The organism is Paenibacillus sp. J22P51 (genome assembly GCF_059692215.1).
In genome coordinates, this window is the sequence record NZ_JCAUAZ010000027.1 from 1 (window position 1) to 25,286 (window position 25,286).

The 25,286-nt window shown below is 46.4% G+C and carries 18 protein-coding genes; 13 read left to right on the top strand and 5 right to left on the bottom strand.

Going from position 1 to position 25,286, the window contains the following annotated elements:
• Positions 1-407: 407 nt before the first annotated feature.
• Entirely contained in the window at positions 408-2,795 is a 2,388-nt protein-coding gene (locus AC58QC_RS29640; protein WP_497418564.1) for a glycoside hydrolase family 2 TIM barrel-domain containing protein, read from the bottom strand.
• Between the two features lie 142 nt (positions 2,796-2,937).
• Here AC58QC_RS29640 and AC58QC_RS29645 point away from each other — a divergent pair, with 142 nt between their 5' ends.
• The 7 genes from AC58QC_RS29645 (at position 2,938) to AC58QC_RS29675 (ending at position 12,969) form a co-directional block, all read left to right on the top strand.
• Positions 2,938-3,795: an AraC family transcriptional regulator gene (locus tag AC58QC_RS29645; RefSeq protein ID WP_497418565.1), complete on the top strand. Its 858-nt coding sequence runs from the start codon at positions 2,938-2,940 to the stop codon at positions 3,793-3,795.
• Between the two features lie 109 nt (positions 3,796-3,904).
• Positions 3,905-4,270, top strand: coding sequence for a response regulator transcription factor (locus AC58QC_RS29650; protein WP_497418566.1), 366 nt, complete (start codon positions 3,905-3,907; stop codon positions 4,268-4,270).
• Entirely contained in the window at positions 4,263-6,653 is a 2,391-nt protein-coding gene (locus AC58QC_RS29655; protein ID WP_497418567.1) for an ATP-binding protein, read from the top strand. The genes AC58QC_RS29650 and AC58QC_RS29655 overlap by 8 nt, the downstream gene beginning before the upstream one ends.
• A 205-nt stretch (positions 6,654-6,858) precedes the next feature.
• A complete protein-coding gene (locus tag AC58QC_RS29660; protein WP_497418568.1) occupies positions 6,859-9,030 on the top strand; it encodes a hypothetical protein in 2,172 nt (723 codons plus the stop codon).
• A gap of 484 nt (positions 9,031-9,514) precedes the next feature.
• Complete coding sequence (locus tag AC58QC_RS29665; RefSeq protein WP_497418569.1) at positions 9,515-9,940, top strand: MerR family transcriptional regulator; 426 nt, start codon at positions 9,515-9,517, stop codon at positions 9,938-9,940.
• Positions 9,941-9,957: 17 nt separating this feature from the next.
• Positions 9,958-11,205, top strand: a complete 1,248-nt coding sequence (locus tag AC58QC_RS29670) for an MFS transporter (RefSeq protein ID WP_497418570.1) — start codon at positions 9,958-9,960, stop codon at positions 11,203-11,205.
• A gap of 300 nt (positions 11,206-11,505) precedes the next feature.
• The gene (locus AC58QC_RS29675) at positions 11,506-12,969 is read left to right on the top strand and encodes an RICIN domain-containing protein (RefSeq protein WP_497418571.1); all 1,464 of its coding nucleotides are present in this window, start codon (positions 11,506-11,508) and stop codon (positions 12,967-12,969) included.
• Between the two features lie 165 nt (positions 12,970-13,134).
• Here the strand turns inward: AC58QC_RS29675 and AC58QC_RS29680 are convergent, their stop codons facing one another.
• Positions 13,135-13,557: a MarR family winged helix-turn-helix transcriptional regulator gene (locus tag AC58QC_RS29680; RefSeq protein ID WP_497418572.1), complete on the bottom strand. Its 423-nt coding sequence runs from the start codon at positions 13,555-13,557 to the stop codon at positions 13,135-13,137.
• A 201-nt stretch (positions 13,558-13,758) separates the two neighbouring features.
• On the opposite strand from AC58QC_RS29680, the gene AC58QC_RS29685 reads away from it, so the two are divergent.
• Complete coding sequence (locus tag AC58QC_RS29685; RefSeq protein ID WP_497418573.1) at positions 13,759-14,214, top strand: CBS domain-containing protein; 456 nt, start codon at positions 13,759-13,761, stop codon at positions 14,212-14,214.
• A 31-nt stretch (positions 14,215-14,245) separates the two neighbouring features.
• Complete coding sequence (locus AC58QC_RS29690) at positions 14,246-16,081, top strand: LTA synthase family protein (protein WP_497418574.1); 1,836 nt, start codon at positions 14,246-14,248, stop codon at positions 16,079-16,081.
• A 140-nt stretch (positions 16,082-16,221) separates the two neighbouring features.
• Here the strand turns inward: AC58QC_RS29690 and AC58QC_RS29695 are convergent, their stop codons facing one another.
• The gene (locus AC58QC_RS29695) at positions 16,222-17,208 is read right to left on the bottom strand and encodes a GNAT family N-acetyltransferase (RefSeq protein ID WP_497418575.1); all 987 of its coding nucleotides are present in this window, start codon (positions 17,206-17,208) and stop codon (positions 16,222-16,224) included.
• Positions 17,209-17,317: 109 nt separating this feature from the next.
• Entirely contained in the window at positions 17,318-18,220 is a 903-nt protein-coding gene (locus AC58QC_RS29700) for a helix-turn-helix domain-containing protein (protein WP_497418576.1), read from the bottom strand.
• Between the two features lie 117 nt (positions 18,221-18,337).
• Here AC58QC_RS29700 and AC58QC_RS29705 point away from each other — a divergent pair, with 117 nt between their 5' ends.
• Positions 18,338-20,851, top strand: coding sequence for a glycoside hydrolase family 2 TIM barrel-domain containing protein (locus tag AC58QC_RS29705; RefSeq protein ID WP_497418577.1), 2,514 nt, complete (start codon positions 18,338-18,340; stop codon positions 20,849-20,851).
• Positions 20,852-20,873: 22 nt separating this feature from the next.
• The gene (locus tag AC58QC_RS29710; protein ID WP_497418578.1) at positions 20,874-22,028 is read left to right on the top strand and encodes a glycoside hydrolase family 88 protein; all 1,155 of its coding nucleotides are present in this window, start codon (positions 20,874-20,876) and stop codon (positions 22,026-22,028) included.
• A 140-nt stretch (positions 22,029-22,168) separates the two neighbouring features.
• Here AC58QC_RS29710 and AC58QC_RS29715 read toward each other — a convergent pair whose 3' ends face one another.
• On the bottom strand, positions 22,169-22,729 hold the full coding sequence (locus AC58QC_RS29715) for a helix-turn-helix domain-containing protein (RefSeq protein WP_497418579.1): 561 nt from the start codon (positions 22,727-22,729) through the stop codon (positions 22,169-22,171).
• Between the two features lie 174 nt (positions 22,730-22,903).
• Between AC58QC_RS29715 and tdh the strand changes: the two genes are divergently transcribed.
• Both tdh and AC58QC_RS29725 read left to right on the top strand, forming a co-directional pair.
• Entirely contained in the window at positions 22,904-23,992 is a 1,089-nt protein-coding gene (gene tdh / locus AC58QC_RS29720) for an L-threonine 3-dehydrogenase (protein ID WP_497418580.1), read from the top strand.
• The gene (locus AC58QC_RS29725; protein WP_497418581.1) at positions 23,985-25,163 is read left to right on the top strand and encodes a glycine C-acetyltransferase; all 1,179 of its coding nucleotides are present in this window, start codon (positions 23,985-23,987) and stop codon (positions 25,161-25,163) included. Before tdh ends, AC58QC_RS29725 begins: the two co-directional genes overlap by 8 nt.
• Positions 25,164-25,286: the final 123 nt, after the last annotated feature.

The following is a 25,286-nucleotide window of genomic DNA, read 5'->3' on the forward strand; positions in this document are numbered from 1 at the left end:
TGTAACGGTGAAAAACACGCTTACAGAGGCGAAATGTGCCAGAATTGAATGGCCCTCCACGCTGTAACGGTGAAAAACACGCTTACAGAGGCGAAATGTGCCAGAATCGAAAGCCCTTCACGCTGTAACGGTGAAAAACACGCTTACAGAGACGAAATGTGCCAGAATCGAATGGCCCTCCACGCTGTAACGGTGAAAAACACGCTTACAGTGGCGAAAAGGGCCAGAATCGAATGGCCTCCACGCTGTAACGGTGAAAAACACGCTTACAGAGGCGAAAAGGGCCAGAATCGAATGGCCCTCCACGCTGTAACGGTGAAAAACACGCTTACAGAGGCGAAATGTGCCAGAATCGAATCCCCTCCACGCATGGCGTTTGGAACACTTTCATTCATCATATTCATGGACTATTTCACAGCAATAACGACCTGAGCTGACGCCAAGCCCTGCGCATCTGCCCTCACGATGATCTCGCCAGGCGTGATGCCAGCTCTAACGAAGGCAAGCAGCTTGCCATGGCAGGCTTTTCTAAATGCAGAACTATACGGCTCAACATCCTGCGCATCGCCATTTTCCAAACCAATGATCTCACCAGGACCCTCGATGGATAGTTTGATGAGATCATCTGCCAGATAAACGGGTTTACCGTGTCTGTCTGTAATCTCGAGCTCAACATGGGCAATATCCTGTCCATCAGCGCTCATTTCAGCAGCATCTACGTGCATTGCCAGCTTTTCTGGTTTGGAGACCGTTTGCAACGCATAGGTAGTTAGGGTACCGTCATGGCTTTTGCATGCCACTCGCAAGGCGCCTTCTTCAAAACCCACTTCCCAAGATAGGTAGCCTAGTGGTGAATCCTTGAGCCGCTTGCATCCGAGTGATCGTTCATTGAGGAAAAGCTCCGCCTCTTCACAATTGGTATAACAGATGACGTCCAACTTGTCGTTTGTATGCCAGTTCCAGTGGGGAGCACCGCCGTGCCACCTTTTGTTGGCTGTATACGCGGGATCATCTTTACATACGGCAGCGAGGAACGCCATCGGCTCCTGACTCCATAGGCTCTGACGGAAATAGTAGCTGGCTTTCTTGAAGCCGGCAAGATCCATGAATCCAGCTTGCGAAGCCCGCACGGGCCACCCTTTGGCCTCGCCCATATAATCGATTCCTGTCCAAATAAATTGCGCACAGATCGCATCGTTGTCCCTGACGGCAAGCCATGCCTCTAGGCTAGCGCTATTCTCACTGCCAAAGGTAACCCGATTCGGATATTGCTGCCGCGCTTCTTCATAGAGATGCTCCTTATAATTGTAGCCCACCACATCCAGCGTATCGGCATATCCAATCAAATTCGCCAATTCAGGAAAAGCCAAAGCTGCCGTGACGGGCCTAGTTGTATCGCATTCCTTCACATAGCTCACAAGCCTTTTGGAAATCGTTGTCAGCCTATCGCTTTGCGGTTTATTCGGATCATATTCGCGTTCAGCCGTAGGCTTATTGGCATCGTTATTACCGGTCATCGTTTGGAAATAGGGGTGGCAATAAGGATCGTTCGGATAATCGACCTCGTTTCCGATACTCCATAGTATGATGGACGGATGGTTGCGATCCCGCAATACCATCTCTTTGATGTCCACTTCGCCCCACTGCGGGAAATCTTCATAGTAGCCGAAATGCTTCGGCGGGTAAACATTGTGTCCAGTGGACCATTTATGCTTCACGCCTTCCCATTCATCAAAGGCTTCATCAATGACGAGAAAGCCCATTCGGTCGCATAAATCGAGTAAAGTCGGAGCAGGTGGATTATGGCTCATTCGGATGGCATTGCAGCCCATTTCCTGAAGCGCCTGTAGTCTGCGTATCCATACCTTCTCGGGAACTGCGGCTCCAAGTGCTCCTGCATCGTGATGGACGCAAACGCCTTTTATTTTCATATTCACTCCATTTAAGAAGAAACCCTTATCCGCACTAAATTCGAACCAACGAATTCCCACGGGCGTGTTGACATGGTCAATGAGTTCGCCGTCTTTTCTAATTTCTGTACATAATACGTACAATTCAGGCGAGCTAGGTGACCATAGGCTTGGGTTATTCACCGTGATAGATTGATTCAATTCCGTCTTGGAGCCAGTCTGAACGACTCTAGCGTCACTTACGGAATTAATCAGATTCCCATTGGCATCCCAAAGGGTGTTTGTAAGTTGAATGGTCTCATCTGCCTGTGACTCATTGGATAATCGAACGTTCACAGCAACGGTAGCCTGTTCTTCGGAGACTTCAGGTGTTGTAACGAATACACCGTATTGATCGATATGTATGGAATCTGTGATCGTTATATAAACATCCCTGTAAATACCTGAGCCGGTAAACCAACGCGAGTCGGCAATATCCTTATGGTCGACCTTGACGGATATCACATTGTCCTGTTTCCCGAAGGAGATGAAATCCGTGATGTCATAGGTAAAACTGCTATAGCCGTAAGGTCGCTTCCCGAGATAATAGCTGTTGCACCAAACTTGGGAGTTGTTATAGATGCCTTCGAAGGTGATATAGACGCGTTTGCCTTCCAATTCTTGAGACAGTGCCAAGCTTTTGCGATACCATCCCATGCCGCCGGGCAAGTAACCTGTGCCACTGGAATGCTCTTGTGAAAAAGGTTCTTCAACAGACCAATCATGAGGAAGGGTCACTTCTCGCCAACTCTCATCTGCAAAACCTCTATACCAAGCTTTGGGTTCATCACCCCTGTGAAATTTCCAATTCAAATTGATAGGTTGAATGATTCTGCTCTTGTTCATCTTCTTTCTCCCTTCTCATCTGAGCATCCACAAAATTGCACTTATATTTGTTGCTGCGCTTTCATTATAAGATTAGTATGAAAGATAGTGAATAAAACAAATTGCTAGGTACATGCACAAAATTGCTATTGGAGTGATAAGAGTGATTAATATATCTGGCAATGCGCTCGAAGACTGGTTTGAACAAGGGCTTGAGAGAAAAGACTGTCTGCTGGCTGTCAACTGTTGCGGATATCAGAGGCTGATGACCATCGATTTAACTCGGAAGCGGGACCAAGGCAGGGAAGACTATCAGTTGATCTATCTTGTGGGCGGGCAAGGGACGTTTTTCCTTAATAACAAGACAACCAAGGTGCATGAAGGACAGATCGTAATGTATTCCCCAAAAGAGCCTCAGAATTACACGTATCATGCCAAAGATGCTACGGAAGCGTACTGGATTCATTTTACGGGATATGGTGTCTATGATTATTTGCAACAATGCGGGCTTCTGGGCTCATCGATCCATTCCGTAGGCATGGTAGATGATGTGTGTGCTTTGTTTAAAAAAATCATCCATGAGCTGAATATGAATCAGCCTTTGAGTGACCATTTGACAACAGCCTATCTGCTCAATCTGCTCGCCTTACTAGGCCGAAGGCTGCAAACGACGGGAAATCAAAGAAAAGAAGACCACCATGCCGACATCAATAAAATCATAGAAATCATGCATGCAAGCTATAGTCAGAATCTGGTTGTCTCAGACCTTGCCAAAACGTGCAACTTGAGTTTGTTTCGATTTATTCATAAGTTCAAGGCTGTAACAGGCACGACGCCAGGCAAATATGTGACGAATATAAGAGTTAATGAAGCGAAAAAAATGCTTTCCGAAACGTCTTTGAATGTAAAAGAAGTCGCCTCGATTGTTGGCTATGAGAATCCCTTATACTTCAGCAGAGTGTTCTGCCAAGCAGTGGGAATTCCGCCGAGTCGGTATAAAGAACAATTTATCGAGAATTAGGTCGCATTAGGAGCCATAAATAGAGGAATTCCAGGCTGGTTACCGAATTGACAATAGGGTATTGTCGAATTTTGGCGAACTGGCTATTTGAACTAGAAGGGGATATAGAATGGCGAAGATATTAATAGTCGAAGATGAAGATGTATTGCGGATGCTTATTCACGATACGTTGGAAGATGACGGACATGATATAGAGGAGGCTTCCGACGGAGAAGAGGCGCTCGAGCTCATTCGAAGCCATACATATGATTTGGTCATTTTAGATTATATGATGCCGCGCATGACAGGGCTTGAGGTTACTTCTCAGGTTAGAAAGCTTTCGGGTAAAGAGAATACATTGATTTTGGTCCTATCAGCCAAAAGTCAACATGCGGATCAGGAGCTCATTTTGGAGGCAGGCGCTAATTATTTTATGTCAAAGCCCTTTAGCCCAATGGAGCTAGCCAATCGTGTAAAGGAGATCTGTCATGCCTAACCTTGTGAAAACGAGCCTTTCCCGTAGGTTTGTTCGAATGATTACGTTTTTCGCCTTACTCGTCATGGTTGGAGCTGCTGCCGTTTCACTTATTGGCCATAATGTCCAGCAGGACTACCATGAGCGCATCACGCTGTTAAAAGAGAAAGAAAAGGCGACTGCAACGATTTATATCCATTACAATCAAATTTTTTTACATGCTAGAGCCTTCTACGCTTTCCGCCAGGAGTTCGAATACGAAGCCGTTATGAAGGAAAAGCCAGAGCTAGAGCAAGCATTGGAGACATTTGTGCAGCTTCCATTAACGGAGCAGGAGCAAGAGCTGCTTACAACATTAAAGACATTTGAGAAGAACTATTTCGAAAATGTATTTCCGAAATACGTTAAGCTTGCGCATAACGAGGATCCTATGGCTTTAGTGAAAGCTGGCGCAACGACACCAAGTGGCAGTGTGGGGACTACTGTCTATGATTTGTTAGGCAAAATTAATGACACATCCCTGCAAATCTCGTCCCAATCGGAAACGGAAGCCCGAAACTTGTTTAAGACCTTATCTAATCTTAATTATTTATTCTTTGCGTATGTGTTTGGAATCTTATTATTCATAACTTTCATGACTTCGATCACGGCCAAGAACATTGGCAGGCCGCTGCGCAAGCTGGCAGATAATGCAGAAAAAGTGTCAATAGGGCAGTCGGTTGAGCTGGAGATGGAAAAGCGGAACGATGAGATTGGTCTTCTCAATCAGTCCTTTCACACCATGCTCCAGAAGATTCAATCGAAGGAAGAAGAGCTCCTATCACAGAATGAAGAGTTGATTGCTCAACAGGAAGAGCTTCAGATGCAGCAAGAAGAGCTTCAGGAAATGCTGCGTAAAATGGAAGAAAACGAAGAACTGCTGATGAGTGAGAGGGCTCTTACCAGAGAAATCATGGATACCATTCAAGAAGGCGTTCAGTTTGTCAATGTTGAGGGTGTCATTGTAAAGGCAAACTCAACGATGCATGTATTATTTGGTATTCCTGAGCAGCAGCCTATGTCGGATATCCAGTTAGCACAGTTTATCGCATCCGCATCGCATTCAATTGAAGAAAGTTCGGACTTAAAGTCATTTATGATCAAACAGGTTAGCGATGAAGCGGTGGAGCAAAGGTCATATACGTATGAGATTACCTCTCCGAACCGACGGGTTATTCAAGCCTACGCAGAGCCATTGTTTAGGGAAACGGGTAGAATTGGCACCGTTTTTGTTCATCGAGATATCACTAAACAGGCCGAAGTAGACCAAATGAAGTCTGAATTCGTAAGCACAGTTAGCCATGAACTGCGTACACCGCTTTCCAGTGTGCTAGGTTTTGCTGAACGGCTGCTAACCAAAGAGACGAGTCCAGAGAAGCAACAGAAATATTTGAAGACCATTCATCAGGAGACGGTCCGACTAACGGCTTTGATTAATGATTTTCTGGATGTACAACGGATGGAATCAGGCAAGTCGACGCATCAGAAAAATCCCGTTGACCTGTTCGAGGTGTTGAGTGACGTACTCACATTGCAGCAGGGAAGCTCGACCAAGCATTTCTTCGGCGTTCAAAAGCCAAACAAACCGCATGTTATTTCCGGAGACCGGGATAATCTGACACAGCTTTTCATGAACCTCGTCAGTAATGCAGTGAAATATTCGCCTGATGGCGGACGTATCACGGCGAAGCTGTACACGATTGGTACGCATGCAGTTGTTGATATTACAGACGACGGATTGGGAATTCCAGAAGAAGCGATACCGAAGCTGTTTACGAAGTTTTATCGCATTGATAATTCGGATCGGAGAACCATCGGCGGAACAGGGTTGGGACTTGCCATTGTAAAGGGAATTGTCGAAGCACATGGCGGCGAAATTTCCGTTACCTCCAAGCTAGGTGAAGGAAGCACGTTCCGCGTAAGCTTCCCATTGATCGCGAAGCCAGACATTGTTATCGAAGCCGAGCAGCTATCAGCCGCGGCAGATGAATTCACTGGCAAAACTGTCGTTCTCATCGAAGATGACATCAGCTTGACGGAGCTTCTAACCGAAGAGCTCACAGAGAAAGGCTTTCGCGTCATCAATTACACGACAGGCGAACAAGCGCTCAGTGATATGTCATATAAGAAACCCGATGCGGTTATCGTAGACATCATGCTGAACAATAGTATTGATGGCTGGGAAATCATCAATCAAATCAAAGTAGATCCGAACTTAAATGATTTGCCTATCTTCATTTCTTCCGCGCTGGATGAAATTGAGAAGGGGAAGGAAATCGGAGCAAACATGTATTTTGTAAAGCCGTATCCACCCAGCCAATTATCGGGTGTTTTGCTCGAGATTCTCAGTTTGAAGCGGGCATAAGCGTATAACTGTAAAAGATGTGTGAGGAAAGGGCTGCCTGGTGGCAGCTCTTTTGTATTATGAGGTCACTTGTTTTGGAAGGTAGTTTTCTTTTCAATGAAAATACAGATTCTTTCAATTCTAAACCATTCACTTCCCCCCGCTAGGTTGGTAAAGTTGGGTTAAACCACTTGCCAGATTCGGCTTGAAAGGGTAGGGACATGTGATGTCGATAACGACCGATCGTTGGATAGAGGTAGATTTAAGCTGGTTTCAGCCCAGTTCAATAGAGGAGCAGGTTCATGCGTTTATGGATCGAGTGAATCCACTTTATAACGGCATCAGCGGCGCAAAGGGGGTTATTGTGAATTGCGGCTGGGTGATCGATCTGGTTACTGAGTGGACGGGTCATCCGGATCAGCCGCTTCCGTTTCGCAGCCAATTGATGAAGGCGTGGTCAGGCAGAAGCTATCTGAACTTGCAATCGTTGATTGCAGCCATGCGCCAAGTTGCCTTGGAACGAGGGCTCACGGATTTCCATATTGGCGTTCTCTTCGTAGCATGGGGACAGTTCGTCATTCACGGGGATCTGTACGATATTGAAAGCAGCTGGTTTGAACGACATGGTGAAATGTATGCCGATCATGAAGCACCGCAGCCTAATCTCCTGCCAGGAGTCCCGCTTAGGGGAGATAGGTATTCCTATGCAACGCGCCCTGAAGGTTTAGTCGAAGGGGAGTCATTTGCCACATTTTTCGGCGATCAGTGGGGGAGCTTATCCCGTTTTCTCGGGCTTACGGCGATTCACCTGCGCGATCAATTTTTGGGGGCTATGGTGTATAACCGTAAGGGACCTTATGGGGTAACGGGGCCGAGTGATCCGCAGAACGTGCTCCGTTATTCGCAGGACTTCATCCAGATTTTCCGGGAAGTGAAGCGTGGGAATCCGAATGCTCTTCTGATGGGATATTCATCAGCGATCAGCGCCGTAGCCGAATGGCGAGTTGGGTGTGTGGATTTGGAATCCTTAGTGGAAGATGGCGCGATCGATATCTGGATTGATCAAACCTGGGGCGGTGCCTGGCAGGACTGGTGGGGGCTTGAATGGCTAGGCTGGACGTTCCAGCTCGCTAACTTACTCACTCATCGCGCGGTGATCGAAGGCGGGAACCGTCATCGGGCAACACCATGCAAGCACTATCATCTGATAGAAACTTGGGATGCTTGGGAGCCATGGGATACGCTGCATCAAGTGCCAGAGAAGTTGCGCTGGGCAATTTGGGCATTTTCACATGCCGCTGTCCATACACCTGAGGGCATTCGAGTGCCAGATGGCTCTTATATTTCATGGGCCAATAACAGGGAAGCGGAGTTGTTGAGCGAGCGGGACATCACATTTTTGGTTACACAAATGAATGCTGCGCAAAAGAGTGCTACTCGTTTAGAGCAGGTATATGGTCCAACTATCCTCTATAACCGGAGTATGATGGCGTGGTTGTCGGCTACGCAACCGGACACTAACTGCAGTGAGTGGATTGATGATCAGACAGCCATGTTGATGAAATGGGGAGTACCCTGCCTCAGCGCTTCACGAATGGAGTGGTTGGGGGAAATCGCTGAACCTGAAGCATGTTTGCTGCAGGTACCAGGGCAATTGACCCGAGAGAAGAAGGAGCTCCTGTGCCAAATGAATGGAGAGGGTATTCCCCTTCTCATGATTGGCAGAGCGGATCAGATAGATCAGTCTATCCTTGAGTTGGCTGGTGTGGCAACGAAGGATAAGCTAATGAAACAAGGATTTTTCAGGGGATACAATCGCCAGGGGCATGAGGATTTGGCTCCAGTTGTCACCATTCATCTTCCAGTTACTCAGCCGGTCCAAGTGACAGATGGGGTAGTCATGTATGAGACAGAACGAACACCAATTGTTGTGAAAAGTAATGAAAACCATGCAATCTATTGGCAACCGCAAGATTTGAGAGAGCCGGATCGCACGCATTTATCGCAGCATCAGTTGGGAGATCTCTCGCCTTATGCAGTAGTTAGCCGGCTTCTGATCGAAGCGTCAGCTGAGCGGCAATTATCGCATGTCGGGCCACCGCAGTTTACACAGCCGAGCACAGTTCATTTTTGGAAAAGTGATGGCGTCGTCCATGTCCTGCTTGGGAACTTGGAAACGGGAATTATCGGGGATTCCCGAACGTCTAGAACAGTCGAGCTGCGTGTGAATAGAGCACACTTGGGATTGCTAGAAGGACAGTATTATTTGATGAACATAGATGATAATGGCATCATAAGGCCCTTTGCCGAGGTTGCAGATGACCTGTATTTTACAGTGGACATTGGAGCTGAAGCATCGATGGTTCTCATCATTGTCCAAGAATCGAATGTTACTTAATTGAAAATGAAGCCTTAAAAAAAGCATGCTGCATCAAGGAACGTAGTCTTGATGCAGCATGCTTTATTGAATTTTAAAACGGGAATACGCGAGGTTCCTTTTGCACGGAAATCCACTTGCTGGTCCCCCCTTCGAACCGAAGATTTTTATGTTGTTGTACCTGACTGAGCTGGCTTGGCAAAAGCGGGCTCATTTAATGCCCCATAGGCTGAGAATTACCGTCCCCGGCTGTACGGTGACAACTGGAATTGCTTGGTCAAGAAAGCATTATTTATCCCTCGCGGCTGAACGGTTTCGTCAATTCGTCATAGCGTATTTCAGGAATATGGAGGCGGAAAAGGCATAGAAAACGAGCAGCTGCGCATAATAAGTCTGTAAATTTGGACATTTGTGGTCACTGAAAAAAGTTAACGTTGACGTTAACGTTAGAAAAGATTATGATAATCACATCGCGATAGGAAACGATGTGGATGGGAGTGATTAGATGGATAAGTTCAAAATTGATGACGTGGCCAAAGAGAGTGGATTGACCAAGCGAACGATTCGTTACTACGAGGAACTTGGATTATTGTTTCCTCCAGAGCGAAGTGAAGGCGGCATGCGCTTATACACACGCAAGCATATCGAAAGATTGAGTCAAATCGTAAATGCCCGGGATGTTCTTGGATTTTCACTCATGGAAATTCAGGATTTCGTAGCCATTCGTGAAAAGATGGACGAACAGAAGCAAGTCTATTGGAAAACCGAGTCAACAGAAGAGAAGCTTTCGCAGTTGCGAGAAATGAAGATCATGGTCGATCAACAGATGGCGATGGTAGATCAAAAACTTAACAAAATGGCGGAATTCCGCAAGGAAATCGAATACATGCAAAAACGAATCAACGACGGTATTACTAAAATGTCAACATAAAAGGAGTCTTTAGGAAAATGCAACCAACAGCTACGAGTAAGGCCAACACGGCCGCACAGACACACCAGCATGCACCGAAAGTCAGCATGTTTAGTCAACCGAAAGCGGTATGGGCAGTCGTCTTCGCCAGCATTATCGCTTTCATGGGTCTCGGTCTTGTCGATCCAATCTTGCCCGCCATCGCTAAGAAGCTGCACGCTTCCCATAGTGATGTCACCTTGCTATTCACAAGTTACAATGCCGTCATGGCGGTAGCGATGTTGATTACAGGCGTCGTCTCGTCCCGTCTGGGCATCAAAAAAACACTGCTCACAGGTATCATCATCATTGCACTCTTCTCTGCATTAGGAGGTATGTCAAATAGTATTTGGAGTCTTGTTTGGCTGCGTGGGGGCTGGGGACTCGGAAACGCGCTATTCGTCGCTACAGCATTGTCAGCGATCGTATCTTTGTCCAAAACAGGCGTCGCACGTTCCATTATTTTGTTTGAAGTAGCCGTCGGTCTGGGGATCTCCGTAGGCCCGCTGTTAGGAGGAGAGCTGGGTGCTGTCTCTTGGAGAGGTCCATTCTTCGGCGTAGCCGGTCTCATGGTAATTGCCTTCTTTATGATTCTATTTATTATGCCCAAACAACAAACGCAAATTCGCAAATCCAAAGCATCGTTAGCGGATCCGTTCCGCGCTTTGAAATTCAAAGCACTTCGTACATTCGGAATCGCAGCTTTTCTTTATAACTTTGGTTTTTTCACCTTACTCGTATACGCAGCGTTAGTCTTAGGCAAGTTAGGATTGGATGAACATCAACTCGGTTATGTCTTCTTGGGTTGGGGACTTATGCTTGCCTTTACATCTGTCTTTACGGCGCCGAAGCTGCAGAAACGATTTGGAACAGTGCCTTCCATGTGTGTTCAGTTGCTTTTGTTCGCAGCTACTTTGTTTGTCATGTCCATATGGACGACAGACAAAACCGTCATTATCGTCGCAGTCATCATCGCGGGCGCTTTCCTTGGCAACAACAACACCTTGATCACTACCGCGGTCATGAATGCTGCGCCGGTCGAACGTCCTACCGCTTCTGCGGCTTACAGTTTCTTACGTTTCATCGGTGGGGCGATCGCTCCCTACCTTGCCGGCAAGCTGGCTGAATGGTTCAACCCTCATATGCCGTTTATCGTTGGCGGCGCGTGTGTCGTTGTGGCTGTCGTCTATTTGTGGATGAACCGCCAACACTTGAAGCACGTAGACGAAGTTGAGAGTGCGCACTAAAGAAATAATGTGAATATCGGAGCCCGCTAACTATGGCGTGGCTCCGTTTGTTTTGAGCTTGATAATTTTTTCTATAGCGGACAAGCAAAATGTTCAGGAATGTGATAAAAGTGGTTATGCTATTTGTTCATATTGTTCATAGAACTTGTAATTATTCACTATGAAACAGCCCATAAAACCTATAGCATTAGCCTTAGTTAGACACAGAGGAGGTGAGCTTAAGGAAGTCATGAAGCAAGTAGATGGCCACGCAAGATTGCATCACCGCTTGTCCCAGATTAGGACGAAAGGATGAGAGCCGTGTACGTTCATTCAAATGAAAAATACGCAGGGAAGTTACTGGTTATCGGTTTGATTATTGCTTTATTCATGTCATTGTTTTTGACCACACAAAAGGCTGAAGCTGCAAGCGTTACCATTCCAAGTAATGGCGTTCAAATAAAGGATAGTGCAGGAAATCTTTTGCAAGCGCATGGCGGTGGTATCATTAAAGTAGGATCATATTACTACTGGTTCGGTGAGAACAGAAGCGGTGATAACTTAGTCGCTTGTTACCGCTCGACGGATCTCAAAACATGGGAATTCCGCAACAATGTACTCAAGCATTCTTCAGCTCCTGAATTAGCGACTGCGAATATTGAGCGGCCTAAAGTCATTTACAATGCCTCTACAGGGCAATTCGTCATGTGGATGCATAAAGAAAATGGCGTTGATTACAGCGAAGCAAGAGCAGCAGTTGCTTACTCTTCCACAGTTGACGGCAATTACACATGGCAGGGCAGCTTCCAGCCTCAAGGTCAGTACATGTCTCGAGACGACACCTTGTTTGTGGATGACGATGGTTCCGCGTATTTCATTTCTTCAGCTAGAGAGAACTTAGATACGCATATCTACAAGCTTTCTTCCGATTATCGATCCATCGCGTCCTTAGTTCAGAAGGTTTGGGTGGGGGCTCAACGTGAAGCGGCGGCGATGTTTAAAAGGAATGGCGTTTATTTCCTCGTGACCTCCGGAGCAACCGGCTGGTCGCCGAATCAAATGAAATATGGGACTGCAACTAGCATCGCAGGTACATGGAGCGCGCTTAGCAATGTCGGAGACGGCACTTCGTTTGATTCACAGCCAGCCTATATTCTCCCTGTTCAAGGGACCTCTACAACATCCTATCTGTATATTGGGGATAGATGGGCTGGGGCGTGGGGGGGCATTGTGAATGATTCGCGGTATGTTTTCCTGCCGATCTCGTTCCCTTCGAATACTTCCATGAGTTTAACGTATTATGATAAAATAACGATCGATACAGCGACTGGCTCTGTTTCTGGATCTAATTACAGTTTTAACACCACGACGAATTATAAGATTCTCAACCGAAATAGCAACAAGTCACTGGCTGTCAGTGGAACGGATAAAACGCTCAATGCAGCGCCGATCCAGCAGTTTACGGATACAACATCGCTATTTCAGAGATGGCAATTGGTGAAGAAAGCGAATGGCTACTACAATATCGTGAACAAACAAAGCGGCAAATATATGGATATCAACGGTCAATCCATGGCAGATGGAGCAACGAACATTCAATATACAAGCAATGGCGGTAAGAATCAAGAATGGCTGCTGGTTGATCTAGGAAATGGCTATTATGCCATCGAGAATCGCAATAGCCGTAAATTTATGGACATCAGCGGAAGCTCTACAGCGGATGGCGGACAGAACATTCAATATACGTGGAATGGCGGTAATAATCAGCAGTGGACGATTAATTAATCGAAAAGTAAAAGCGAGGTATGGAGCGATTCCATGCCTCGCTTTTTTTTCAGCGCGCCATGGATGAATGGTCTTGGGATTATTGGAGGGTTTTTAGTAGATGTACGAGAAAAGCTGCCCATAAGTAGAAGCATCTACTTCAAGACAGCCCTGATCATCGTTATTTTATAGAAACTCACTGTTAAACTTATTCAGAAGCTCACCGAACCTTTGTTGATCCTCCAAAGTCCAATCTTGAAGATGCTTTGCTAGATAAGCTAAGCGAGCTTGCTTGTTCAAAGCCAATTCCGCCGTTCCGGATTCCGTAATCTGCAGAGAATAGGCGCGGCCATCTTGGGGATCGGGAATCCGATACACATAGCCTTTCTGTTCCAGAGCAGCCGTCTGCCGGCTGATTGTTGACATATCCAGATGGAATTCTTCGGCCAAAGCTTTTACGCCTGCGGAGCCGCGTGAAGAGATTTGATACAGCAGCAGATAAGCAGCACGATCCAAATTGCCTACTTTCTTATTGGTGGTTGCAGCGATAAATTTGCGTAAAAATATGGTCAATTCGATCTCAATGGTTTCAACAGGATTTTTCGTCATCATGTACCTCATCTTTAGGCGATATCATTTTATTCATACGTTATCGTAACATACACTGTATGATTTGAATATCATCGAACATAGCGTAATTAACAAGAGCATTATGATTGACTTTACCTCACATAGTTGTATAATGCAAGTATATGATGTCATCATACTTCTTGTTTGAGAGAAGCAATAGTAGACGGGAGAGAAAACATCATGAAGGCAATGGAAATTATGGTCCGTCAAGTTTATAAAGTAAAAGAAGAGGATAGTGTCCGCGCTGTCATTGAGAAGTTTATTTTGCATCGCATCAGCGGGCTTCCTGTTGTTAATGATCGAAATGAAGTCGTCGCCTACATTAGTGACGGAGATATTATGCGTTATATTGGCAAGCATGATGATCATATATTTGGGTCGTATCTCTATACGGCTGTAATCAAGGGAGATAATGAGGAGTTCCAAGATAGAGTGCGCAACTTGCTTCTTTTAAATGTAATGAGAATAGCTCAAAAGAAGGTAATTGCTGTAGACGCTGAAGAGGATATTGAGCAAATTGCGGCGCTCTTGGGGAAAAAACGAATAAAAAAACTGCCAGTTTTAAAAAGAGGCGTGCTTGTCGGCATCATTAGCAGGGGAGATGTGATCCGGCATGCTTTTCAGTCTATTTTGTGAAGAATGTGGTTAAACGAAAGGAGCTCTCTGTATGTTGGAACGGCTCAGACATAGATTATTGTTATTTCCTTTATTCATTGTAATTAAAATTTACGTGGCCTGGATGATTTTATTCGAAACAGGTCCATCTGCAAGAATACTCCTGACCGAAATACCAGCGATCTTGATCACGTATTGTGTCGTTGAGTATGTTGTGAAAAAGCATAAACTTGCATGGTATCTTGCAATTGACTTGATTATTACGATTTTGTTTTTTGCACTTGTTATTTATTATAAACATTTTGGAGTTATCGCTACGTATCATGTTTTAACACAAGCCAAGCAGGTTGGTGCAGTTAAGAAGAGCATTTTCTCTGTGATTGAGCCTCAATATTTACTTTTCTTTTTGGACATCGTTGTGGTGAGTTTCTTTGCGTTTTTCAAGCCGAAGACAAGAGAATGGAAGCCGCTTAGTATGAAAATAGTTGCTAGTGTCGCTTGCTTTTCCTTATTACTTTGCGCACTTAGTGTCATTCCAAACCGCAGTTCCTTTAATGAAAATGTAAAAGCAAGTAAGATGGGCATATTAAATTATGAAATGTATAACCTGCTTTCTCAAAAGAAAGAAGAGATCATCAGCCCAGATCAAATCACGCAGCCGACCATTGATGCTTTGAAGAACAAAGCAGCGGTTGAGAAACCAGCTCTATATGGTGCGGCGAAGGGTAAAAATTTGATTATCATTCAAATGGAATCTTTCCAAAATTTTTTAATCAACTTGCACATTGACGGAACGGAAGTCACACCTAATTTGAATAAGTTGGCTAAATCCAGCCATTATTTCCCGAAATTTTATCAGCAAATTGGTCAAGGGAATACGTCGGATGCCGAGTTTATCGTGAACACGTCGTACTATGTACCTCCCGATGGCGCCGCTACACAAGTCTATGGGAAGAAGGACTTACCCAGCCTTCCAAAGCTCCTCCAGAAGCAAGGCTACACGACGATGAATTTCCATACGAATGAAGTTGGTTTCTGGAATCGAGACGATTTATATCAAGCCATTGGTTATGATAAGTACTATGATAAACAGTTTTTCAAAGACGAGGATGCCTTCTTCTACGGCTCTTCAGATGAAGTGCTGTACAGAAAGACAGCGGAAGAACTGGCGACATATCAGAGCCAAGGAACACCTTTTTACGCGCACGTGATCTCCATGAGCTCTCACAACCCGTTTACGATACCTGAAGAAAAATATAAGATGACACTGCCTGAGCGGTATGAAGGCACCTTCGTAGGCGACTATATTCGCGCGGAAAACTATGCAGACTATGCACTTGGCTTGTTTATCGACGATTTGAAAAAACGGGGGATTTGGGAGAATAGTATAGTCGTTCTCTACGGCGATCACCGCGGCCTTCCCTTATTTTCTTTGAAAGCTGACGACAAAGCATTAATGAACGAGATATTAGGTCATGAATACGGCGAAAAAGAACTCATTAATATTCCTCTTATTATCGCTGCCGAAGGCGTGACCACCCCACAAGTTCACATGCAGCTCGGCGGCCAAGTCGATATATTACCAACGGTTGCCAACCTATTAGGTGTGCCGCTGACAGACTATATTCACTTTGGTCAAGATTTACTTAACCAAACGTCCTATAACCTTTTGCCACAACGGTACTACTTGCCTACAGGCTCATTTGTAAATAGCGAAGAGCTCTTTATGTCTGGTAAAGGATTTGAGGATGGAAACTATTTTACGCTTGCCGGCAATGCCAGTGAACATCAATCGGCAACCGAAGATGAATTTAATCATGCCTTGAAGCTGCTTCAGTTATCGGATAGTTATGTTACCCAACTGCCAGATCGAGTAGAACCCGAATAATAGAATGGGAGTGAAGCCTTGCGATATTATCGCAAGGCTTTTTTCATGCGCCAGCATGTGAGCTTTCACTAGGGTGGTTGCGTTATCTTGAAGTAATAGTAAAATTTCAAACGCAAGGCGGTTTTCAGTGTAACTATGGCTCATCGAAGCTCGCATACCATCTTATAACTGCCCGGCTCCGCACGGAAGCCGATCAGATCGCGGTTAATGCGCAGCATAGGACCATTCATGGAATCATTGTGTGTTTTCAAATAAGGCACACCACAGGCACGGGCGGTTTGTACGCCGAGCATTTTTAAGGCGAGTGCAATTCGGCGCCCTCGATATTCCGGCAGCACGCCGGTGTATTCATGATACATTGCCTTCGTTTGCTCATTCTGCTGCAGTGTGACAACGCCGATGTATCGGTCTCCATCTTTCGCGATATGGATCCATTCGGGGCGTACGCCATTTTGCGCGATGCTCCACTTTTTCCATTCTTCGAACCAAGGAAAGTCGCCGGAGTAGCCCGGAATATCCGGATGCGTGATCTTATACAGCTCGTGCAGCTTTCGCTCGCTTGCTTCTCCTGGCTCATCCGCAAGCGTAATGAACTGGATGCCTGCTCGTTCTGCTTCCTGAATCGATTCAACAAGTGTGCCGCCATCAAACGAGGCCAAGTCCAGAACGGATTCAAACGAATGGCGTTCTTTCACATGGTGGCGACGTTCTGCAAAAGCTAACGACCGCTCGTCGGTCTCCTTCATAAAGCCAATGAGGCGCGAGGCTTTGACTCCGACAGCCCAACGATGAAGCACATCATATAAGGCATTCCCTACACCGTTTCCACGAATTTCCGGGTCAACAACGAGGGTATAGATTAGTGTGCCAGGCTCCGTCCATGGAGCTCGCCATGCGATTGCATAAGCGACAACGTGTCCGTGCTCGTCTTCTGCTACCCACTTGGGACGATCCCATCCCATCAATTGTCCTTCTTCATTGTAATGGAGCTTGCCAGGAGGGATTTTATCCTCATCTTCATTTAGCTGTTCAGCTGTTGTTGGTTCCGACCAGATCAGATTGAGGAGTGGAGCTACTTCTTTGAAATCGTCGGGTTGCTGCAATTTACGTATGAACCAATTTGGCACGTTATGACCTCCATCTAGGCTTAGAATCTTTTGTTGTCATTATCACATGCTTGGATGCGGACTTCATGGTAAAGTCTGGATATAATGAAAGATTCTGAACCTGAGTAGATCATTCTATGAAAATGGTGTAGGCACTCATCCCTTTGAATTTATAGGGCGTGAACCCCACGTGCTTCTTGAAAAGTTGACAGAAGTACGAGAAATTACCCAATCCGACGGATTCACCAATGTCTTGAACAGACATATCCGTCGTGCGCAGAAGCCAACAGGCTTGTCGGATCCGGCGTGCGGTCAAATATTCTGTAATGGTACTGCCAATCGATTGATGAAAGGTGGCGGAGACATGGTTTGGTGAAAGGTGAACCGCCGAAGCAAGCTCGTCCAGCTTGAATGGCTCCATGTAATGCGCTTCAATCCAAGCTAGCATTCGCTCGGCAGTTGATGAGCTTTTCGGTGAAGGAAGAGGAGTGGAATCCGATTGTAACAACGCAGCCTTTTCCGAATCCGTGCGGAGCTGGTGCAAGAAAGCAGTGAGGAACAGCACCTGCTCCTCCAGCAGACGTTCTGGGCCTCGGTCCTTAGCAGCATCAAGCCTAGACGTATAGCTCTGAAGTAAAACTTCAAGCTCCGCTAGGTTTTCGCTTCGAAATACCTGCGGCATGAACGGGTCCTTCCATAGCTTTCTCAGGAACTCGCGGAGTGCTGGGAATGCAGCGAGAGCAGCCTCCAACAAGGTGGGCTCCAGCACGAACATGGAGCGGACATAGCTTTCCTGAGGCAGATTGTGAATCCGAATGCGATGCAGCTGAAACGGTCTGAAGCAGAAAATTGTGCCAGGCTTTAGCTCGACAATTTGTTGTTCTATTACGACAATCCCAGTGCCTTCATGAACAACTAGCAGCTCCATGCCCTGATGGGCATGAAACACTTCTTCGAATGAGTGTGTTCTATCTTTGAAAAACGATAATTGCACAGGGTGCACGTTTAAGTTCAAGTAATTCATCAACTTCATGGGAGATCTCCTCATCGTAATCTAACAACATTTTATCATAAGAGGGCTAAACTTTTTTGCACTTTTTTTTGATACGATGGAGACAAGTGAAAGCGCAACTAGGAGGAGACACGTAACATGTTGAAACAACGTTTAAATGAGCAATGGGAGCACTATCGCGGATCCTTGGGCGGTGTTTGGGAGGTATGGCGTTCAGATAAGCTGCAAAATCATTACAATGTGCCATGGGAGTCGGTTACGCTTCCACACACGTACAACGGATACGATGTGATGGACCCGGATAGCAAATATTATCAAGGACAAGGCTGGTATCGGAACAAGCTGGAGGTAAATAACCCCTATCCGAAGGGCAGAACGCTGCTGCATTTTGAAGGCGCGGGACAGCGAACGGACGTGTATGTCTATACCGAAAAGGTGGATTCCCATCTAGGTGGGTATGATGAGTTTACGGTAGACATATCGGAGGCGATTGAGCGGGCGAAAGAGATCGAACGATATGCGGGGCGTGTGCCCATCGCGATTGCGTGTGATAACAGCCGTGAGATCGAGACCATTCCTTCGGATGCGAGTGATTTCAATCTATATGGCGGTGTGTATCGCTATCTGAACCTCGTTTATGTGCCGCAGATTTCCTTGGCGCAGGTGCATGTGGAAACAATAGTGGAAGATGTGTCTGCACAGACGGCAGAAACCGGGAAAGTAAAAGTTCGTGCGAAGTTGTACAATCCCGACCACGTCAACGAGACGATCAAACTCACCATCGTGCTGAAGCAGCAAGATGGAACGCTCGTTGAGCGTAAGGAGATTTCGCTGCCGGCTTGGCAGGACGAGAAGGAGATCGCGGTCTTTGAGTTGAAGAATCCACATTTATGGTCGGTTTCTGACCCTTATTTATTCAACTGCTCCGTTTCCCTAGTCTGTGAAGACGGCGAAACGACAAGCCAGGAACGATTCGGCTTCCGTACGTTTGAGTTTCTCAAACAGGGGCCGTTCAAGCTGAACGGTGAGCGCCTTTTGCTGCGCGGCACGCATCGTCATGAGGATCATGCGGCAGTTGGGGCAGCGATGACGGAGGAAATGCTCCGTGAAGAAATGCAGCTTATCAAAGAGATGGGCGCTAATTTCATCCGTTTAGGACATTATCAGCAGTCCAGAATTGTGTTGGAGCTATGCGATGAGCTGGGCATTCTTGTCTGGGAGGAGATACCTTGGTGCCGAGGCGGACTTGGAGGTCCGGAATACCGCGAACAATGTATCGATATGCTTACGGCGATGATCAATCAGCATTATAATCATCCATCCGTCATTTTATGGGGACTAGGCAACGAGAACGATTGGGAGTGCGATTTCGATCATTTCGATCAGCAGGAAATTCGTACCTTCATGAAGAAATTGCATGATCTATCACACCTTCTTGACCCAAGCCGCTTAACAGCGATCCGCCGATGTGAATTTTGCAAGGACATTATTGATGTGTATTCGCCTTCGATTTGGGCAGGTTGGTACCGAGGTGTTTATACCGACTATGAATCGAGCTGTAAGACAGCTTTTGAAAATGTCAATTCGTTCTTCCATATGGAATGGGGAGCGGATAATTTACCAACTCGGCATGTGGAGAAGCCATTCACGGGCTTTGCGTTTATGAAGAATGCCGATGGCGTTACGGATGAGCGTGATGGGGATTATTTATTAACCGGTGGAGAGCCGCGTGTATCGCGTGATGGTGATTGGTCGGAAACATACTTCTGTGAAATGATCGATTGGTACTTGAAATCGCAGGAGAACATGGATTGGCTGACGGGTGCAGCGCAATGGTCTTTCAAGGATTTTGCGACGCCGGTGCGGCCGGATTCACCGATTCCGTATCTGAATATGAAGGGAATCGTCGAACGTGATCTCACGCCGAAAGAAGCTTTCTATGTATTCCAATCTTACTGGTCAGACAAGCCGATGGTTCGCATTTATGGTCATTCGATGCCGATTCGCTGGGGCATGGAAGGCGAACGGAAGATGATTAAAGTGTACTCGAACGCCGAACAGGTAGAGCTGTTCCTGAATGGAGAGAGTTTGGGCGTGAAACAGCGCGATTCGCAAGATTTCCCTTGTGCCGGTCTTCGATGGGAGACGGAGCTTAGTGCTGGTGAGTATCATTTGCGTGCGGAAGTGATCTGTGAAGGTGTAGTTGTGAGCGATGAGTTGAAATTCACGTATCAATCCGAATCTTGGAGCGAGCCGACGGAGATCCGATTAACCTCAGAAACTTTAGAGGATGGACGAGTTTACGTAGAAGTTCTTGCGTATGATGCGAAAGGCGTGTTCTGCCCTGATGCAGCAAACTTTGTTCGATTTGGATTAGCCGGTGATGGGAAGCTGCTCGATAATCTTGGCACGATCCGTGGCTCGCGGCAAGTTCAACTCGCGGGTGGGCGTGCTGGAATTTTCGTAGATCCGTTCGGTGGGTTACCTGCTGGCATTACAGTAACGGATTTCGTGAGTGCAGGCGGACCAGCTTCCTCTTTAGCTTCCATATCCAATGGTGCTAGAGCAGCTCAGCGGAGATACACCTCCGTCGTTAGCGCTGCCTGCGATGGTATGTCTACGTTAACAGCAATCCTAGAAGTAACCAAATAAAACATATTGGGAGGCTTACAAGATGAGTGAACTTTTGGAAGCAGCAAAGTGGAATAACGCACAGAAGCTGGGAGATATTTTGTCTGAGGTGTGGAATGAGCTGCAAGTGAAGGTTGATCGAATGATCGAGCAAATCGGAGAGAAATCCCCCCATGTTGCCAAAGAAGATGGCATCTATGATGATATGCGAATCGATTGGTGGACTTCAGGCTTCTGGCCTGGGATTCTATGGATTATGCATGAGATGACAGGCAAAGAGCACTACAAGGAAGCAGCTTGGGAGTGGGACGGTAAGTTTGAGCAGGCGAGCATTCGGGATAATAATTTTCATCATGACGTTGGCTTCCAGTATTTGCCGACAGCCGTGATTAAACATAAGCTAACAGGTGATAAGGATGGATTGCGTCGCGGACTTCAAGCTGCCAATTTCCTGGCAGGCCGATTCAATATCGCAGGTAATTTCCTTCGCGCATGGAACCAAGATAAGCTAGGGTGGTCCATCGTTGATTCCACGATGAATCTGTCCATTTTATTCTGGGCAGCTGAGATGACTGGCGATCCGCGCTTCGATCATATCGGAAGAGCACAAGCGGATACTGTTGTCCAGAAGTTCATCCGTGAAGACGGCTCTGTGAATCATATCTTGAGCTTCGATCCGAAGACAGGCGAGCTTATTGAATCGCTAGGCGGTCAAGGTGCCGGCCCGCAATCGGCTTGGAGCCGAGGCGCAGCTTGGGCATTGCATGGTTTGGCCAATGTATACCGATTCACGGGAGACACACAGTACTTGAAAGCGGCTCAGCGCGTGGCGAATTACTTCCTCGCATGTTTGCCAGAAGATCATGTGGCACACTGGGATTTCCGTGCGGACGCGTCGCTGGAGAACGAGCCAAGAGACACTTCCGCCGCCTCTTGCGCAGCATCTGGATTGATTGAGCTAGCGGAATTCCTACCTCCTACAGAAGGTGCGATGTACCGCAATGCAGCAGAACGGATGCTATTGTCTCTTACGCAGAAGTATGCCACATGGGATAAACCTGAACACCAGGCGATTCTTCTAGAGGGTACAGGAAATAAACCGGCTGGACAGAATGTGAACGTATCGCTCATTTATGGCGATTACTATTACGTTGAGGCGCTTGCTAAGCTGCTGGGTTGGAAGCAACGGATTTTCTAATTAAAGAATAGTTTCTAACGAAAAAAGAGATTCTACAAAGCAGAAGAAACTGCTTGTAGAATCTCTTTTTTGTATGAGGCGAGGGAAGTTTAAATGATCTTCCTGTTGTGTTCATTTCTCGTATTACATGAAAATCTCACTTACAAAGGATAACAAATGATGGTATTATACAAGGTTTTCTCATCTGCGATATTCTCATAAACATGCGGCTGATCGGCGGAAAAGTGAATGGCGTCTCCCGCTTTCAACTCGTACGTTTCATCCTGAATGCGGAGTCGAAGCGCACCGCTGATCATCAAGATATATTCTTCGACACCTTCGTAATGGGCTTCCGAAGCATGTGTGCAGCCGACTTCAATTTCCACGGTGTAGATTTCAAATTGCTTCTTCTGCTCAAAGGGTACGACAGGAAACGCCCGATATTTCCCATCTTCTTCTAAGAATGGCTCGATCTCTTCTAAACGGATGTGTGTTACTTTCGGAACATTGTCCTCGATGAGCGAAGTAAACGAGATATGAAGTCCATTTACTATTTTCCATATAATAGATATTGTTGGATTGGAATCCCCACGTTCAATCTGCCCGAGCATCGCCTTGCTGACACCCGTTAATTCTGCAACCTGATCGAGACTAAGTGATCTTGCTTTGCGAATATTTTGAAGGTTTCTTCCGATCTTTTTATGAATTTGCTCCTGATCCATGTTTGTCTCCTCTTCTTACGCTTACCTCAATTATAAACCAAATTTAGCATAGCTGCGAAATATTTTCAAACACATATGTACAATATCACATCCGTATGTATAATATATTACATATACAAGATAACGCACAAAAAGTTAATATAGTAAACTTCTGTCTAACAAGGGGGCATAAGCATGGGAAGAACGATGATCGGACTTGTAAAAGAAGTGCGGGGACCTGGGGCGGTTCTAAGGGAAGTACCTGTTCCACACTGTGGTCCAGACGAAGTATTAGTAAAGGTGAAGGCTACATCCATCTGCGGGACGGATGTTCATATCTATAAATGGGATGCTTGGGCGGAAAGCGCAGTTGTAACGCCGAATGTATTCGGTCATGAATTCGCTGGCATCGTTGAAGAGGTTGGCAGCCAAGTGACCAACGTGAAGGTCGGAGATCATGTTTCAGCAGAAGGACATATTGTATGCGGTGTATGTAAAGCATGCCGAACCGGCAATGCTCACGTCTGCCCGAATACGGTTAGCTTCGGTATTACCGCTCCGGGCTGCTTTGCAGAATACGCGGTCGTTAAAGCAACGAATGTCATTCACAATAGGCCGGATATGCCGTTCGAGCTCGGGTGCTTGCAGGACCCGTTGGGAAATGCGGTCCAGACTGTATTGTCGGGCGAAATCGTTGGGAAGTCGGTCGTTGTCATCGGTACGGGGCCAATCGGATTAATGGCTGTTGCCGTTGCCAAAGCGAGTGGCGCAGGGGTCGTGATTGCTGTTGACATTAATCCGTATCGACTGTCGCTTGCGAAGCAGATGGGTGCAGACTATATCATCAATAGCAGAGAGGTTTCCATGGTAGATGCTATCCGTTCATATACCGGAGGTGAAGGCGCCGAAGTCGTCTTAGAGATGTCAGGTATTCCCGATGCGATCCGCGGGGGGTTTGAAGCAGCTGCTTCCGCGGCTCGTGTTTCCTTGCTGGGAATTCCTACACAGGAGGTATCTCTTGATTTATCGCGCCATATCATTTTCAAAGGCTTACGCATTGAAGGGATTACCGGCCGACGCATGTACCAGACCTGGTACCAGCTGAAAGGCTTACTCGATCAGAAGCGAATCGATTTAAATCCACTCATCACGCACACATTCTCACTGAACGACTATGAGAAGGCCTTTGATTTGATGATTTCGGGGCAGTGCGGTAAAATCGTTTTTTTACATGACACGGAAATGAAATTACCTTCCATAAAGGAGTATGCGATTCATGGCTAATTGGAACTCATTACAAGAGGAACTGGAGCAATTGAAAAAGGAAGGGCGCTATCGTCCTCTCACCGTATGGGAAAGCGGCTCAGGTGCTTGGATGTCATTGAATGGCCGTTCAGTCCTGCAAATGTCTTCTAATAATTATCTGGGACTCACCGATCATCCCGGCATGAAGGAAGCGGCGATTCGCGCTGTGGAAAAATATGGTGTAGGCAGCGGATCCGTACGTACGATCACAGGAACGCTTGATATTCATGATCAGCTTGAACTGGAGCTGGCCAAATTCAAGGGAACGGAAGCGGCACTTGTTTTTCAATCCGGTTTCACCGCAAACCAAGGCGTCTTAGGTCCACTGCTTGGTCCGGATGATGTCGTTATCAGTGATGAGTTGAATCACGCAAGTATCATTGACGGTATCCGGTTGACGAAATCGCAGCGGAAAGTTTTTGCACATAAAGACATGGATCAATTAGAAGCAGCTTTAAAGGCGAGCGCTGAATATAAAAAGCGTATTGTTGTCACAGACGGCGTTTTTAGCATGGATGGAGACATCGCACCTCTGCCAACTATTGTGGAGCTCGCTGAGAAGTACGATGCTTTTGTCTACGTAGACGATGCTCACGCGAGCGGCGTACTCGGCAAGAACGGCAAGGGATCGACGGATCATTTCGGCCTTCATGGCCGGGTGCACATTCAGATCGGCACGCTTTCGAAGGCGGTTGGTGCTGTTGGAGGTTACGTGGCTTGTGAGCAAGTTGTCAAAGATTATCTGATCCATAAGGCGCGTCCTTTCTTGTTCAGTACGTCTCAGACACCTGCGGTAGCGGCTACTTGCCTTGCTGCGATCCAAGTGCTTCAGCAGAGCGGAGACCTCATCGCAAAGCTGTGGGAAAACGCAACATATTTCCGCTCAAGGGTACAAGCTCTTGGTTTTGATACGGGTGCTAGCGAGACCCCAATCATTCCTGTTATCGTGGGGAATCCTGCGAAGACGATGCAGTTCTCTGATCTGTTGTTGCAAGAAGGCGTCTACGCCCAAGGGATCGTCTATCCGACGGTGGCGATGGACAAAGGTAGGGTTCGTTTTATTGTCACGGCTCAGCATACCCAGCAAGATCTTGATTTTGCACTGAATGCGCTGCATAAGGCAGGCAAACAGCTCAATCTGTTGAAATAAAAACATAGATCGATTGTCTAAGAAACACCACTTTTCTTTTTAATAAAGGAAAGCGGTGTTTCTTTATTTCTATCGTGTATAATAAATTGAAACCAATTAATTCGAACACGGGGGACAGGGTGT